The 13556-nt window shown below is 69.7% G+C and carries 15 protein-coding genes; 3 read left to right on the top strand and 12 right to left on the bottom strand.

Going from position 1 to position 13556, the window contains the following annotated elements; translation table 11 throughout:
* Positions 1-102: 102 nt before the first annotated feature.
* Positions 103-1695, top strand: coding sequence for a CocE/NonD family hydrolase (locus ACZ60Q_RS04995; protein ID WP_469628529.1), 1593 nt, complete (start codon positions 103-105; stop codon positions 1693-1695).
* Between the two features lie 32 nt (positions 1696-1727).
* Here ACZ60Q_RS04995 and ACZ60Q_RS05000 read toward each other — a convergent pair whose 3' ends face one another.
* The 5 genes from ACZ60Q_RS05000 to ACZ60Q_RS05020 form a co-directional block, all read right to left on the bottom strand.
* Positions 1728-2615 carry an amino acid ABC transporter permease gene (locus ACZ60Q_RS05000; RefSeq protein ID WP_469628532.1) on the bottom strand — a complete coding sequence of 296 codons (888 nt, stop codon included), beginning with the start codon at positions 2613-2615 and terminating at the stop codon, positions 1728-1730.
* Entirely contained in the window at positions 2612-3256 is a 645-nt protein-coding gene (locus ACZ60Q_RS05005) for an amino acid ABC transporter permease (protein WP_469628535.1), read from the bottom strand. Before ACZ60Q_RS05005 ends, ACZ60Q_RS05000 begins: the two co-directional genes overlap by 4 nt.
* A 16-nt stretch (positions 3257-3272) precedes the next feature.
* Positions 3273-4202: a glutamate ABC transporter substrate-binding protein gene (locus ACZ60Q_RS05010; RefSeq protein ID WP_469628538.1), complete on the bottom strand. Its 930-nt coding sequence runs from the start codon at positions 4200-4202 to the stop codon at positions 3273-3275.
* Positions 4203-4214: 12 nt separating this feature from the next.
* A complete protein-coding gene (locus ACZ60Q_RS05015; protein ID WP_469628541.1) occupies positions 4215-4958 on the bottom strand; it encodes an amino acid ABC transporter ATP-binding protein in 744 nt (247 codons plus the stop codon).
* Positions 4959-5103: 145 nt separating this feature from the next.
* Positions 5104-5544 (bottom strand): DUF6278 family protein, encoded by a 441-nt coding sequence (locus tag ACZ60Q_RS05020; protein ID WP_469628543.1) that lies wholly within the window; start codon positions 5542-5544, stop codon positions 5104-5106.
* Between the two features lie 109 nt (positions 5545-5653).
* On the opposite strand from ACZ60Q_RS05020, the gene ACZ60Q_RS05025 reads away from it, so the two are divergent.
* Complete coding sequence (locus ACZ60Q_RS05025) at positions 5654-6433, top strand: SDR family NAD(P)-dependent oxidoreductase (protein WP_469628546.1); 780 nt, start codon at positions 5654-5656, stop codon at positions 6431-6433.
* 30 nt (positions 6434-6463) lie between these two features.
* Here ACZ60Q_RS05025 and ACZ60Q_RS05030 read toward each other — a convergent pair whose 3' ends face one another.
* From ACZ60Q_RS05030 to ACZ60Q_RS05050, 5 genes are all read right to left on the bottom strand, one after another.
* The gene (locus ACZ60Q_RS05030; RefSeq protein WP_469628549.1) at positions 6464-7210 is read right to left on the bottom strand and encodes a Clp protease N-terminal domain-containing protein; all 747 of its coding nucleotides are present in this window, start codon (positions 7208-7210) and stop codon (positions 6464-6466) included.
* Positions 7211-7292: 82 nt separating this feature from the next.
* A complete protein-coding gene (locus ACZ60Q_RS05035) occupies positions 7293-8072 on the bottom strand; it encodes an exodeoxyribonuclease III (RefSeq protein ID WP_469628551.1) in 780 nt (259 codons plus the stop codon).
* Between the two features lie 42 nt (positions 8073-8114).
* Positions 8115-8768: an MBL fold metallo-hydrolase gene (locus ACZ60Q_RS05040; protein WP_469628554.1), complete on the bottom strand. Its 654-nt coding sequence runs from the start codon at positions 8766-8768 to the stop codon at positions 8115-8117.
* 12 nt (positions 8769-8780) lie between these two features.
* Complete coding sequence (pcaDC, locus tag ACZ60Q_RS05045; protein ID WP_469629518.1) at positions 8781-10046, bottom strand: bifunctional 3-oxoadipate enol-lactonase/4-carboxymuconolactone decarboxylase PcaDC; 1266 nt, start codon at positions 10044-10046, stop codon at positions 8781-8783.
* A gap of 330 nt (positions 10047-10376) precedes the next feature.
* Positions 10377-11081, bottom strand: a complete 705-nt coding sequence (locus ACZ60Q_RS05050) for a site-specific integrase (protein ID WP_469628556.1) — start codon at positions 11079-11081, stop codon at positions 10377-10379.
* A gap of 127 nt (positions 11082-11208) precedes the next feature.
* Between ACZ60Q_RS05050 and ACZ60Q_RS05055 the strand changes: the two genes are divergently transcribed.
* Positions 11209-11757, top strand: coding sequence for an NADPH-dependent FMN reductase (locus ACZ60Q_RS05055; RefSeq protein WP_469628559.1), 549 nt, complete (start codon positions 11209-11211; stop codon positions 11755-11757).
* A gap of 60 nt (positions 11758-11817) precedes the next feature.
* On the opposite strand, the gene ACZ60Q_RS05060 is transcribed toward ACZ60Q_RS05055, so the two are convergent.
* Together ACZ60Q_RS05060 and ACZ60Q_RS05065 are read right to left on the bottom strand one after the other, a co-directional pair.
* On the bottom strand, positions 11818-13062 hold the full coding sequence (locus ACZ60Q_RS05060; RefSeq protein WP_469628562.1) for a cytochrome P450 family protein: 1245 nt from the start codon (positions 13060-13062) through the stop codon (positions 11818-11820).
* Between the two features lie 122 nt (positions 13063-13184).
* Entirely contained in the window at positions 13185-13529 is a 345-nt protein-coding gene (locus tag ACZ60Q_RS05065; protein WP_469628565.1) for an acyl carrier protein, read from the bottom strand.
* Positions 13530-13556: the final 27 nt, after the last annotated feature.

Raw genomic sequence — 13556 nt, forward strand, 5'->3', positions numbered from 1 at the left:
AACAATCGTTACCCTCACGCAACGCACCCGGTAGTTACCAGAGGTAAACAATCGGGGTTACCGTCGGGTCACTTTGTACTGGCACGCGTGAGGAGTGACCCCGTGGCACGTCCGGAACAGGCACTACGCACCACCGCTTCGATCACCACCGCTGTCGTCCTGCTCGCCGGGGCCGCACTCGCCGCCCCGGCCGCGACGGCAGCCCCCCGCACCGCACCCGCGGGCACGACCGCACAGGGCCTGACGTTCCACGACATCCCCGGCTCCGGGGGCATCACCCTGAAGGGCAACGTCTTCACGCCCGCCGGGGCGGCGGCCGGGGCGAGGCATCCGCTGATCGTCTTCCCCACGAGCTGGGCCATGCCGCAGATCGAGTATCTGGCCCAAGCTCAGAAGCTCGCCGACTCCGGTTACGTCGTGGTGAGTTACACCTCGCGCGGCTTCTGGCTGTCGGGCGGGAAGATCGAGGTGGCGGGACCGCCGGACATCGCGGACGCGTCCGCCGTCATCGACTGGGCGCTGGAGCACACCTCCGCCGACCCGGACCGCATCGGCATGGGCGGCGTCTCCTACGGGGCCGGCATCAGCCTGCTGGCGGCCGGGCACGACCCCCGCGTCAAGGCGGTGGCCGCGCTCAGCGGCTGGGCCGATCTGATCGACTCGATCTACAGCGGGCGCACCCAGCACCTCCAGGCCGCCGCCCTGCTCGGCGGAGCGGGCCTGGTCACCGGCCGCCCCGGTGACGAACTGACCCGGACCCTGAAGGACTTCCTCGGCTCCAACCTGGAGAAGGAGCCGGAGATGATCGCCTGGGGGAAGAAGCGCTCCCCCGCGACGTATCTCGACCGGATCAACACCAACGGCGCGGCGATCATGATGGGCAACGCCTGGGGCGACACCATCTTCCCGCCCAACCAGTACGCCTCGTTCTACGACAGGCTCACCGGCCCCAAGCGGCTGGAGTTCCGCCCCGGCGACCACGCCACCGCCGAGGCCACCGGCCTGCTCGGGCTGCCGAACGACACCTGGACGAGCACCCGCCGCTGGTTCGACCGCTATCTCCAGGGCGAGCGCAACGGCATCGACACCGAGCTTCCCGTCCAGCTCAAGTCCCGTACCGACAAGGGCTACGAGGGCTATCCGGACTGGAAGTCCGTGGGCGCGGTGAAGAACCGGATCCCGCTGGACGGCACCAAGAAGGTGTGGGCGGGCGTCGACTCGGGCGCCAACGGCGGCATCGCGATCCTGTCCAACGCGCTGGATCAGTTCCTGAAGCTGCCGCCGACGGTCTCCGTGCCCCTGCTGCCGCGCACTTTCGCGAGCGTGTGGCAGTCGGAGCGGTACGCCACCGCACAGCGGATCCGGGGCACGTCCGCGCTGCACACCACGGTCACGTCCACGAAGTCGAGCGGCACCCTCGTCGCGTATCTCTACGACGTGGGGCCGCTCGGCATCGGCAAACTGGTCAGCAACGCTCCGTACACCTTCCACGGGCAGACGCCGGGCCGGCCGTTCCCCGTCGACCTGGAGCTGTACTCCACGGCCTACGACGTCCCGGCCGGTCACCGGCTCGCCCTGGTGATCGACACCGTCGATCCGTTGTACATCGAGCACAACCCGACCGGCGCGCAGCTGACCTTCTCCTCGCCCTCCACGGACCCGAGTCATCTCTCGGTCCCGCTGCGCGAGAAGTGATCACCGACTGCTGCCGGGCGGGCAGGGCCCGGCTACTGCCCTCCCGGCAGCAGCGTCCCCGGTTCGGCCGGGGCCACCCCCACCGCCTCCGTCCTCGGATTGCGCCGCTGACGACGGGCCACCCAGGTGGCGAACCACGAGAGCAGCATGCACATCCCGATGTAGATCGGAGAGATCACCATCACGACGGGGATGAAGGGAAGATCGTAGTCGAGATTCGACGCGATCAGCTTTCCGGCGTGGAGGAATTCCTCGTAGGTGATCAGATAGCCCAGTGAGGTGTCCTTGAGCGCGACCACCAGCTGACTGATGATGGTCGGCAGCATCGCGCGTACGGCCTGGGGGGCCAGGACGAACGTGGTGACCTGCGTCTTGCGCATGCCGAGCGCGTACGCGGCCTCGCGCTGGCCCCGGTCCACGGAGTTGATCCCGGTGCGGAAGACCTCCGCGAGGACGGAGCCGTTGTAGAGCGTCAGCCCGGCGACCAGGGCGGGCAGCGGCTGGACCTTCAGCGCCACGAAGATGAAGAAGATCATCACCAGCACCGGCATGGCCCGGAAGAACTCGACGAGCAGGGTGGAGATCCAGCGCAGCACCCGGTGTTCGGAGAGCCGGCCGACCGCGAGGACCGCGCCCAGGACGAGCGAGAGGACCGCGGCGTACGCGAACGCCTTGAGGGTGTTGCCGAGTCCGCGCAGCAGCAGTTCCTGGATGCCCTTGTACTCGAAGGGCGCCCACTTCTCGGCGGTGAACTGGCCGGTGTCGAAGAGCAGATAGACGATCCAGCCGAACAGCGCGAGGATCACGACCGTCGAGGCGATCCCGTACATCAGGTGCCGTTTGCGGGTCACCGGGCCGGGGATGTCGTAGAGCGCGGTGGCCGAGGGCGGCGAGGGCCTGCGGGTGAGGGTCTTGGTCATCGTGCCACTCCCCAGCGCTTCTCCATCACGTTGAACACCGCGCTGATGGTCAGGGTGATGATCAGGTAGCCGACGGCGATCCAGACGAAGGACCAGATGATGCTGTAGCCCAGCTCGTTGAGCGTCTTGTAGGTGCCGAGGAGTTCGGTGACGCTGAACGCCCCGGCGATCGCCGAGTTCTTCGCCAGCGCGATCAGTGTCGAGCCGACCGGCGGGATCACCGACCGGAACGCCTGCGGCAGCACCACCGTGCTCAGGGTCTGGCCGAAGTTCATGCCGAGGCTGCGGGCGGCCTCGCCCTGCCCTCTGGGCACGGTGTTGATGCCGGAGCGCAGCACCTCGCAGATGAAGGCCGAGGTGTAGCAGCCGAGCGCCAGCACCGCGAAGACCTGGAAGGGCAGGACGAGCCCGAAGCGGGGCAGGCCGAGCAGGACCGCGAAGAACAGCAGCGTCAGCGGAGTGTTACGGAGCACGGTGACCCAGACCGTGCCCAGCACCCGGAAGGAGCCGACGGGCGCGACCCGGAAGGACGCCATCAGGAAGCCGAGGACGAGTGCCAGCGCGGAGGCGTAGACGGTCAGCTCGACGGTGCCGAGGAAGCCCTTGCCGTAGAGGGAGAAGTTCTCTGTCAGTACGTCCATGGGTGGGGCCGTCCCCTCAGTTCGCCGGGTAGCGGTCGATGGGCGGCGGGGTCGGCGCGGGCGCTCCGGAGAGCCCCAGCGTCGCTTCGTACGCCTTCTTCCAGTTGCCGTCCTTCTCGTTGGCCTCCAGTGCGTTGTTGAGCGCGTCGCGCAGCGCGTTGTCGTCCCGCGGCACTCCGATGCCGTAGGGCTCCTTGGAGAAGGGCTTGCCGACGACCTTCATCTCGTCGGGCGCCTTGGCCGCGAAGCCCAGCAGGATCGCGTCGTCGGTGGTGACGGCGTCGACCTGGAAGGTGAGGAGGTTGTCGACGCAGATCGAGTACGTGTCGTACGCGACGAGCGTCGCCTTCGGGTAGTCGGCGGCGATGCGCTGGTAGGGCGTGGAGCCGGCCGCCGAGCAGACGGTCCTGCCCGCCAGGTCCTGGGGCCCGTGGATGTCGTTCTCGTCGGTACGCACCAGCAGGCTCTGGCCCGCCATGTAGTACGGGCCGGCGAAGCCGACGAGCTTCTTGCGCATGTCGTTGATGGTGTAGGTGCCGACGTAGTAGTCGATCTGGCCGTTCTGCAGGGCCGTCTCGCGGTTGGCCGAGGCGATCGTGCGGAAGCGGATCGTCTTCGGTTCGAAGCCGAGCGAGGCCGCCATCATCCGGGCGATCTCGATGTCGAACCCGGAGTAGACCCCGCTCGCCGGGTCCTTCTCCCCCAGATACGGCTGGTCCTCCTTGGCGCCGACCACCAGATAGCCGCGCTTCTTCGCCTTGGTCCAGGTGCGGGAGTCGGGCAGTTCGAAGCCGGTGTCGACGTGGTACACCGGCAGCGCCTCGGCCTTGGGGCCCTTGACCGGCGGGCTGCCGTCCTTGCCGCAGCCCGCGGCGAGTGCGGCGAGCAGGAGACCGGCCACGAGGGCGGCGGCCCTGCCCGTAGGCGTGTTCCTCGTGCGCAACATGGAAGCCTCCCCTCAGTGCTTGAGGATCTTGGACAGGAAGTCCTTGGCGCGGTCGCTCGACGGGGACGTGAAGAAGTCCTCCGGGGTGCGGTCCTCGACGACACAGCCGTCGGACATGAACACCACGCGGTTGGCCGCGGAGCGGGCGAAGCCCATCTCGTGGGTGACCACGACCATGGTCATGCCGTCCCGGGCGAGCTGCTGCATGACCTCCAGAACCTCGTTGATCATCTCCGGGTCGAGCGCCGAGGTGGGCTCGTCGAAGAGGAGCGCCTTGGGATCCATGGCCAGGGCGCGGGCGATGGCCACGCGCTGCTGCTGGCCACCGGAGAGCTGGGCGGGGAACTTGTCGGCGTGGGCGGCCAGGCCGACCCGCTCCAGGAGTTCGCGGGAGCGCCGGTCGGCCTCCTCCTTCTTGCGCTTGCGGACCTTGAGCTGTGCCAGCGACACGTTGTCCAGCACGGTCTTGTGGGCGAAGAGGTTGAACGACTGGAAGACCATGCCGACTTCGGCGCGGAGCCGGGCCAGCCCCTTGCCCTCCTCGGGGAGGGGCATGCCGTCGATCCTGATGCTGCCGGACTCGATCGTCTCCAGCCGGTTGATCGCCCGGCACAGGGTGGATTTCCCTGAGCCGGAGGGGCCGATGACCACCACCACCTCCCCGCGGCCGACGGTGAGATTGATGTCCTGAAGTACGTGCAACTCTCCGAAGTGTTTGTTGACGTCCCTCAGTTCGATCAACGGATCGACGGCCATGCGCTGCCCTACCCACTTGTCGCTGTGTCGAGGTCAGCGCAAACTATCCATCGCGAAAAGGGACTTCGCACCCGACACGCGTAAATGGCACAAAAGGCTTTTTATCTAGATTAGGCGAGGCGAGCGGGTTCCGGTCGGCTCCCGATCAGTTCTCGGCGGACTCCGCGTACACCTGGGAGAGCTCCGGGCTACCCGCCATCGCCCAGTCGAGTCCGGCCGCGACGACGTCGATCTCCCGCCCGGACTCCAGCCGCACCACGGGCCGACCACCCGGCCAGACGTCCCACACCGCACCGGGGACGGTCCGCACGATCACGGTGCCGAGGTAGAGCCCGGCATCGTTGCCGAGCCAGGGAAGCTCCTCGGGGTCATCGCGCCAGCGGGGCGGCAACTGGTCGAGCGCGGCCAACGAGGCGGGTGTGTCGTCGAGTTCGAGTCCGTGGTGCCCCGCCCGGACGCGCAGCAGTTCGCATTCGGCGAGCAGTTCGGCCACACCGTCGGGGTCTGCCTCGACGGCGGCGGCGAGTGCGCCCACATGCGTACCACCCTGACGCTTACGCCAGTTGTCCAAGAAAGGGATGTTCATACCACTAGGGTCCCACCCCGGCCAGGTTCCGCACCACAGGGCGCGCGGCGTTCACCGATCTCCCACCCCGCCCCGGCCGGGGATCCGAGCAGATATCTAAAGTACGCACATGAGTGCACACACCTACCTTGCGGAACTGTTCTCCCTGGAGGGCCGGGTGGCGGTGGTCACCGGCGGCAGCTCCGGCATCGGCCGGGCGATCACCGGCGCGCTGGCCCGGGCCGGCGCGGGCGTCGTCGTGGTGGCCCGCCGGGAGGCCGAGCTGAGCGCGACCGTGGACGAGCTGATCGCCGAGGGCTGCCGGGCCGCCCGGGTGAGCGCCGATCTGAGCACCGCCGAGGGGGTGCGCGCGGGGGCGGATGAGGCCGTGCGGGCGTTCGGGGAGCCGGACATCCTGGTGAACTGCGCCGGGATCAATCTGCGCCCGCCGATGACCGAGCTCGGCGAGGACGTCTGGGACACCACGATGGCGGTCAACCTGAAGGCGCCGTTCCTGCTGGGGCAGCGCTTCGGACCCGGCATGGCCGAGCGCGGCTACGGACGTATCATCCACGTCACCTCGCAGCAGGCGCACCGGGCGTTCGTGAACAGCGGTGCGTACGGGGTGTCCAAGGGCGGCCTGGAGTCCCTGGCCCGCTCCCAGGCCGAGGCGTGGTCCCCGCGCGGCGTCACCGTGAACACCCTGGTGCCCGGGTTCGTGCTGACGCCGCTGAACGAGCGCCTCTCCTCGGACCCGGAGAAGGTGGCGTCGCTCGCCGCGCGGACCCTGGTCGGCCGCAACGGCCTCGCGGAGGACTTCGCGGGGGCCGCGGTGTTCCTGGCAGGGCGCTCATCGGCGTACGTCACCGGGCAGTCGGTGTTCGTGGACGGCGGGTTCTCGGTGCACTGAGAACCCGCCGCCCGCCCCCGGGGTGTCCGGTCAGGAGTTCTGCTGCCAGAGGGCTGCCGCCGCCTCGGTCACCGCGGCGTCCACGGCCGCCGAGGCGGCTTCCTTCTCCACGCCGACGCCGCTCAGCACACCGGAGCCGCCCTCGAACTCCAGCAGGGCCAGCAGGATGTGCTCGGTGCCGACGTAGTTGTGCCCGAGCCGGAGCGCCTCACGGAAGGTCAGTTCCAGGACCTTGCGGGAGTCCGCGTCGTACGGGATCAGCTCGGGCACCTCGTCGGCGGCGGCCGGCAGCGCGGCGGTCGCCGCCGCACGGACGGCCTCCGGGGTGACCTCCTGGCCGACGAGGACCCCGACCGCGATGGATTCGGGCTCGGCCAGCAGGCCGAGCACCAGGTGGGCCGGGAGGATCTCGGCGTGCCGGGCGGCCTGGGCCTCGTTGTTGGCGGCCATGACGACGTTGCGGGCGCGCTGGGTGAAGCGGCCGAAGCCCTGGCTCGGGTCCAGGTCGGAGGTTCCGTCGCCCTTCTTGGGGACAAAGCGCTTCTGGGCCGCCTGGCGGGTGACCCCCATGCTCCGGCCGATGTCCGTCCAGGAGGCGCCGGAGCGGCGCGCCTGGTCCACGAAGTGGCCGATCAGATGGTCGGCCACATCGCCGAGGTGGTCGGCGGCGATGACCGCGCCGGAGAGCTGCTCCAGGGCATCGGTGTTGGACTTCTTGATGGCCTCGATCAGGTCGTCGAGGCGCACGGACGGTGTGGCGGGAAGTGGCTGCGTCATGCGTCAACCCTAAGTTGACACCCGCATGGTGTCAACCTTGGGTTGTCAACACGGCGCGGCCTCCGCTCCCGTGCATCCCGGCTCAGAGATCGAGGTCGACGACCACCGGAGCATGGTCCGACGCCCCCTTGCCCTTGCGCTCCTCGCGGTCGACGTAGCTGTCCTTGACGGCGGCGGTGAACGGGGCGTTGCCGAAGGTGAGGTCGATCCGCATGCCCTTGTTCTTGGGGAACCTCAGCTCGCGGTAGTCCCAGAAGGTGTAAGCGCGGTCGTACTTGAGGGGGCGGGGCAGGACCTCGCTCAGGCCCTCCGCCTCCAGGGCCGCGAGGGCGGCGCGCTCGGCGGGCGTCACATGCGTGGCGCCGACGAATTGCGCCGGGTCCCAGACGTCCTCGTCGGTCGGGGCCACGTTGAAGTCGCCGAGGACCGCGAACGGCAGGGCCCCCGCGGCGTCCGCCGCCGCGGCCTCGCGCAGGGCCTCCAGCCAGCGCAGCTTGTACGCGTAGTGCTCGTGCTCGACCTCGCGACCGTTGGGCACATACACCGACCAGAGACGCAGCGGGCCGCAGGTCGCCGAGATCGCGCGGGGCTCCCGCACCCCGTCGTAGTCCGGGCCCTCGGGCAGCCCGGTGACGACGTCGGAGAGACCGACACGGGAAACCAGCGCGACCCCGTTCCACCGGCCGGTGGCGTTGACCGCGGACTCGTACCCCAGCTCGGCGAGGGCGGCGGTGGGGAACTGCTCGGCCGTGCACTTGGTCTCCTGGATGCACAGCACATCGGTGCCGCTGCTCTCCAGCCAGGCCAGGAGCCTCGGCAGCCGGGCGGTGATCGAATTGACGTTCCAGGTGGCGATGCGCATGGCAGCCAACCTAGCGGCTCCCACTGACAGCCGCCGGGGGGCTCACAGCTCGGTCACGCCGCCCGGGGCCAGCCGGCCGTGCTCCGCGCCACCCAGGGCCCCGATCTGGTTGTCGTAGATCGGCCGCGCCAGATCGGTCAGCAGGGCGTCGTGGACGTCGATGGCGCGCCGCGGCTTCACCTCGCGCACGTAGTCGATGACCTCGGAGATCTTGCTCCAGGGAGCCATCACCGGCAGCAGCAGCGTGTCCACGGGGCGCTCGGGAACGGTGAGCGCGTCACCGGGGTGGAAGACCGAACCGTCGACGAGGAAGCCGACGTTGGTGATCCTCGGGATGTCCGGGTGGATCACCGCGTGCAGCTCGCCGTGCACGGTGACGTCGAATCCGGCGACGGAGAACGCGTCCCCGTCGCCCACGGTGTGCACCCGCCCGGGGAAAGCGGCCGAGAGCTGCTCGGCCACGCTGCGCAGCGTCCAGATCTCGGCTGCCGGATTCGCCTCCAGGCCCGCCCGCAGCCTCGCCTCGTTGAAGTGGTCCGGGTGCTCGTGCGTCACCAGGACGACATCGGCGCCGAGCGCCGCGTCGTCCTCGGAGAAGCCCCCGGGATCGATGACCAGGACCCGCCCCTCCTTCTCGATGCGGACGCAGGAGTGGGTCTTCTTGGTGAGGGTGAGTGCCCGAGGCGATGCGTTCATGGCTCCATCCTGCTATGCGGGCGGCGTGGTTTCCTCCTGAATCACCGTCTGCGCGACGGCGAAGGCTGCTCCGGCGGCCGGGAGTCCGCAGTAGACGGCGGTCTGGAGCAGAACTTCCTTGATCTCGGCGGGCGTCAGGCCGTTGCGCAGGGCGGCACGGGTGTGCGCGGCCAGGCCCTCCAGATGGCCGGAGGCGACGAGCGCGGTGAGCGTGATGCAGCTGCGGGTACGGCGGTCGAGGCCGTCCCGGCTCCAGACCTCACCCCAGGCGTAACGGGTGACCAGCTCCTGGAACTCCTCGGTGAATCCGTCGGACGAGGCGTTCACCGCGTCGACATGGGCGTCTCCCAGCACCTCACGACGTACCTTCGTACCCTGCTCGTGCCGGTCGTCCGGCGTCGGCGCGGAGGCCTCGGGCATCGGGGCGGCCGGGGCGATCTCGGCCACCGGGGCGAACGACGCGGCGGGCTTCGCGGGCCCGGGGACGAGCGGCAGCACGGGGATCGCCGCCGAGGTGTCCTGCTGCCAGGCGGTGGAGAAGTGCATCAGCAGCAGGTCGCTGACGGCTGCCGGCTGCTCGACCGGCGCGAGGTGCGAGGCCCCGGGGACCAGAGCCAGGCGCGCGTCCGGTATCCCGGCGACCAGCGTGCGGGCCTCGGCAGGCCCGGTGACCTGGTCCTCCGCCCCGACCAGCACCAGGGTGGGAACACCGATCCGGCCGAGCGCGCCGCGGATGTCGAACGCCGCGAGCGCCTCGCAGGCGGCGATGTAACACCCGGGATCGGTGGTACGGACCATCTGCACGGCCCATTCGACGATGGCGGGCTGCGCGGCGGCGAAGCCGGGGGTGAACCAGCGCTCCGGCGCGGTGCGGGCCATCGGCTCCAGGCCGTTGGTGCGGACGATCACTCCGCGCTGGCGAAACTCGTCGGCCGTGCCGAACCGGGCCGAGGAGGCGACGAGCGCCAGCGAGGCCACCCGGTGCGGATATCTCAGTGCCAGGTCCGCGCCGATCGCCCCGCCGATCGAGCAGCCTGCGTAGCCGAAACGCTGAATGCCGAGCCCGTCCAGCGTCGCGAGCAACCGGTCGGCCAGATCGGCGACGGAGACGGCGGCGTGCGCGGGCGCGCCACCGTGGCCGGGCAGGTCGTAGCGGAAGACCCGCCAGTGCTGGGACAGCTCGGGTATCTGGCGGTCCCACATGTGCCATGTGGTACCGAGACTAGGACCGAGCACCAACCAAGGTGCGTCCTCTGGCCCATCCACCTGGTACTTCATCGCTTGCGGCTGCGTCTCACTCACGTCTCACACGCTCCCACATCTCACCATTTCTCACGTACCCCGCCCCCCGCCGTGACAAGACCACCCCAAGCCTGAGCGACCCCCGCAGGTCTTCAACGTCCGGCTTCACGTACCAACGGCTTGGTGGTCTTGACGTTAGTGTGTCCGGCTCACCCAGCCAGGATGTGATCAAGCACACCGCTGTTGGCGAGACAGATAGAGCACGATGCACGGGCGTCATAGAGACGCACCCTACGCAGGACCGCAATCGTCATGAGCAGATGCGCCCGCGTCCTGAGTTGCCTGGTCGTGGTAACTTCCCCGACTTCATTCACGGCCATACAGCCGGAATCCACGTAGTCCGCACCCGGCGCCGGCCTTCCCGGCCGCCTGAATCACCTTGAACCTTCGCAGAGCGATCGTCACCATTACCGGCAAGGGAAGGCCCCTTTCGCTCGCCATTGACTTGGTGTCCTTTTCGACCACGGTCTTGTTGCCCATCGTGGTTCGAGTGATCGCGATCTCAAGGGTTTCGCTCTCAAGGTCGATATTCTCCCATCGCGTTCCGCAGGCCTCCGCCGGACGGAGACCCAGGAGCGGGAGAAGGAGCGGAGCGACGAGCCGGTCAGACCGCATCGTCTGAACGAACTCTTCGTCGACGCCTTCGCCGACGACATCCTCGCGACTTGGGCTGAGCGGTGTCGCCTGACGGCCCTGGCCGAGAAGGACAAGGCCACGCCCGCCAGTCCGACCGCGCTCAGGGAGGTCCTCCTGCCCATGGCACGATCCGGCGACCCGCTGCCCAGCACCTGGAATCAGGGACAGCCGGTGATGGCCCGCACCTACGTCGCCGCCGTCACCGGGGCGAGCCTGGATCAGGTCGACCGCCTCACCCGGCACCACCAGCTCACCGCCCGGATAGCCGAGCGCACTGGGCCCGGCCCCCTTCACACGCCGATCACCGGCCGGATCGACGGGAAGCTCTGGCGCGAAGACGTGGACTTCGACGAGGCCGCCGAGCTCATGCGGCATCTCGGCACCGCCACGGCGTCACCTGTTTGTAATTGACCGGCATGCGCCCCCAGGAGGTGCAGGGCCTGCGGTCCGGCTGCTGCCCCGACCCCACGGTGATGATCAACCGCTGCGGTACGGTGTGGTAATGAAGTTCCTTGCTCTGTGCGGAAGTTTACGTGCCGAATCGTTCAACGGCGCGGTGATCAGAGCGGCGGCGGAGCTGTGCCCGCCGGCCGCGCGTCTGGACATCGGGGCGGACTTGGGGCAACTGCCCTTCTTCAACCAGGATGTGGAGCTACGGGCGGTGCCGCCCGAGGTGCGGGAACTGCGTGAGCGGTGCGCCGAGGCGGACGGACTGTTCATCGCGAGTCCCGAATACGCGCGTGGCACCTCCGGCGTACTGAAGAACGCGCTGGAGTGGCTCGTGGGCAGCGGGAAGCAGGTCGGCAAGCCGGTCGCGCTGGTGACCGCGTCGACTTCGTCCCAGGGGGGCGACCGCGCACAGGCGTGGCTCGCGGAGACCCTGACGATGATGGGGACCACCGTGCTCCCCGACGGGCTGCGGATCGGGCTCGCCGCCGCGAAGATCACCGACGGCCGGCTGGTCCACGAGGCGACACGTGAGGAGTTGCGTGCGCTCCTGTCGGAGCTGGCCCAGGCGGCGCGCGAGGCCCGGGAGAGCAAGGTCGGCTGACGGGGCGGGCGGCGCGTGGCGGGCGCGGTACCGGCGGGGACCGCGCTACGCTCCCCCGCGTCAGCCGGTGTCCGGCCCCGGGCCGAAGGCGACGGGGAGCGAGGACAGCGCCCGGGACACCGTCGAGGACCGGTACACCGGCTCCCCGTCCAGGCGCAGCGCGGGCAGCGACGCGAAGACCATCGGTACGGCGATCCTCGCCTCCAGCCTGGCCAGCGGCGCCCCCACGCAGTGGTGGATGCCGTGGCCGAAGGCGAGATGGCCCCGGTCGCCCCGGGCGCTGTCGAAGGTGTCGGCGCGGGGGAAGCGCGCGGGGTCGCGGTCGGCGGAGGCGACACCGAGGGCGATCGCCTCACCCGCCGGAATGGTGACGTCCCCGACGGCGACCGGTACCCGGGTGAACCGCCAGATCGCGTTCTGGATCGGGCCCTCCCAGCGCAGCACCTCCTCGATGGCGTCGGGCCAGCCGTCGGGCTCCTCGCTCAGCCCGGCCAGCTGGCGCGGGTGGCGGAGCAGGGCGAGCACGCTGCTGCCGAGGAGATTGACGGTGGTCTCGTGTCCGGCGGCGAGCAGGATCCCGAGCATCGCGACGAGTTCCTCCTCGCTCAGCCGGTCGCCCTCGTCGCGGACGTCGATGAGGGCGGTGGTCAGATCGTCGCCGCCGTCCCGGCGTTTGCGGCGGACGTGGTCGCCGAGGAAGGCGTGGAAGTCCTGGAACGACCGCAGGGCGGTGTCGCGGCTGTTCTCGTCGTTGCTCATGACCGACTCGGTCGCGCGCCGCAGCCAGTCGCCCTCCCGCGCGGGCACACCGAGGAGTTCGCAGATCACCTCCATGGGGAGCAGTGCGGCGAACTCGGTGGTCAGATCGGCGTGTCCGGCGCGTGGGCCCTCACGCGCGGTGAGTGTGCGCAGGAGGCGCGCGGTGGACCTGCCGATGCCGGGGGCGAGGGATTCGATGCGCCGGGGGGAGAAGGCCTTGGACACCAGGGAGCGCAGCCGGGTGTGCCGGGGCCGGTCGGAGACGAGCATGGAATCACCCATGCCGATCACCACGTCACCGGTGACGGGGACCCGTTGTTCCCGGTACGCGGTCCAGGTGCCGGCCATGTCCTTGGAGAAGGACGTGTTGTCGAGGAAGATCCGCCGGCAGTCCTCGTAGCGGGTGACGAGCCATGCCTCGACGCCGCCGGGCAGGGTGACCCGGTGGGCCGGGCCGCTTCGGCGCAACTCCCGGTAGAAGGGGTGCGGGTCGGCGACGAAGCCGTCGGTGAAGAGCTGTGCGTGGGGGTCCGGCTGGTGTTCCATGCCTGGGGCTGCTCCGTTCGGCAGGTGAGGTGGCGGGCGCGGTGGCGGGTGAGGTGGCGGGCCGCGGTGACGGGCGCGAGGCACCGGCGGCCGGTGAACCGCCGTGGTGCCACCGGCTCTCGTCACCGGCCGTCGTCACCGGCTGCGGGGAGGGCGGTCACGGCACGGCACTCGGTGACGGAGGCCATCAGGGCGTCGGCGAGGGCGGCGATGGTCGGGTGGTCCCACATGAGGGTCGGCTCGGTCTCGATGCCGAGGTGGTCCTCGAGGTCGCCGCACATGGCCAGGGCGTAGACGGAGTCCAGACCGTAGTCGGCGAACGGGACCTCGTGGCTGATCTCGCCGTCGTATCGCGCGTAGTCGGCGACGCGCTGGGCGAGCCAGGCGCGCAGGGCTTCGGCGGTCGGGACCTCGGTGGGTCCGGTGGGAGTCTCGGTGGGGCCGGTGGTGGTGTCGGGCTGGGACATGGGTCCTCCGGTCGGTGCCGCGCTGGG

It is taken from the genome of Streptomyces sp. NPDC104313, from assembly GCF_055583985.1.

Coding starts and splice junctions, on each gene's coding strand:
- ACZ60Q_RS05065 (WP_469628565.1), bottom strand. CDS start 13,529: ATGTCCCAGCCCGACACCACCACCGGCCCCACCGAGACTCCCACCGGA.
- pcaDC (WP_469629518.1), bottom strand. CDS start 10,046: ATGAAGTACCAGGTGGATGGGCCAGAGGACGCACCTTGGTTGGTGCTC.
- ACZ60Q_RS05040 (WP_469628554.1), bottom strand. CDS start 8,768: ATGAACGCATCGCCTCGGGCACTCACCCTCACCAAGAAGACCCACTCC.
- ACZ60Q_RS05020 (WP_469628543.1), bottom strand. CDS start 5,544: ATGAACATCCCTTTCTTGGACAACTGGCGTAAGCGTCAGGGTGGTACG.
- ACZ60Q_RS05025 (WP_469628546.1), top strand. CDS start 5,654: ATGAGTGCACACACCTACCTTGCGGAACTGTTCTCCCTGGAGGGCCGG.
- ACZ60Q_RS05050 (WP_469628556.1), bottom strand. CDS start 11,081: ATGCCGCATGAGCTCGGCGGCCTCGTCGAAGTCCACGTCTTCGCGCCA.
- ACZ60Q_RS05030 (WP_469628549.1), bottom strand. CDS start 7,210: ATGACGCAGCCACTTCCCGCCACACCGTCCGTGCGCCTCGACGACCTG.
- ACZ60Q_RS05015 (WP_469628541.1), bottom strand. CDS start 4,958: ATGGCCGTCGATCCGTTGATCGAACTGAGGGACGTCAACAAACACTTC.
- ACZ60Q_RS05000 (WP_469628532.1), bottom strand. CDS start 2,615: ATGACCAAGACCCTCACCCGCAGGCCCTCGCCGCCCTCGGCCACCGCG.
- ACZ60Q_RS05005 (WP_469628535.1), bottom strand. CDS start 3,256: ATGGACGTACTGACAGAGAACTTCTCCCTCTACGGCAAGGGCTTCCTC.
- ACZ60Q_RS05035 (WP_469628551.1), bottom strand. CDS start 8,072: ATGCGCATCGCCACCTGGAACGTCAATTCGATCACCGCCCGGCTGCCG.
- ACZ60Q_RS05060 (WP_469628562.1), bottom strand. CDS start 13,062: ATGGAACACCAGCCGGACCCCCACGCACAGCTCTTCACCGACGGCTTC.
- ACZ60Q_RS05010 (WP_469628538.1), bottom strand. CDS start 4,202: ATGTTGCGCACGAGGAACACGCCTACGGGCAGGGCCGCCGCCCTCGTG.
- ACZ60Q_RS05055 (WP_469628559.1), top strand. CDS start 11,209: ATGAAGTTCCTTGCTCTGTGCGGAAGTTTACGTGCCGAATCGTTCAAC.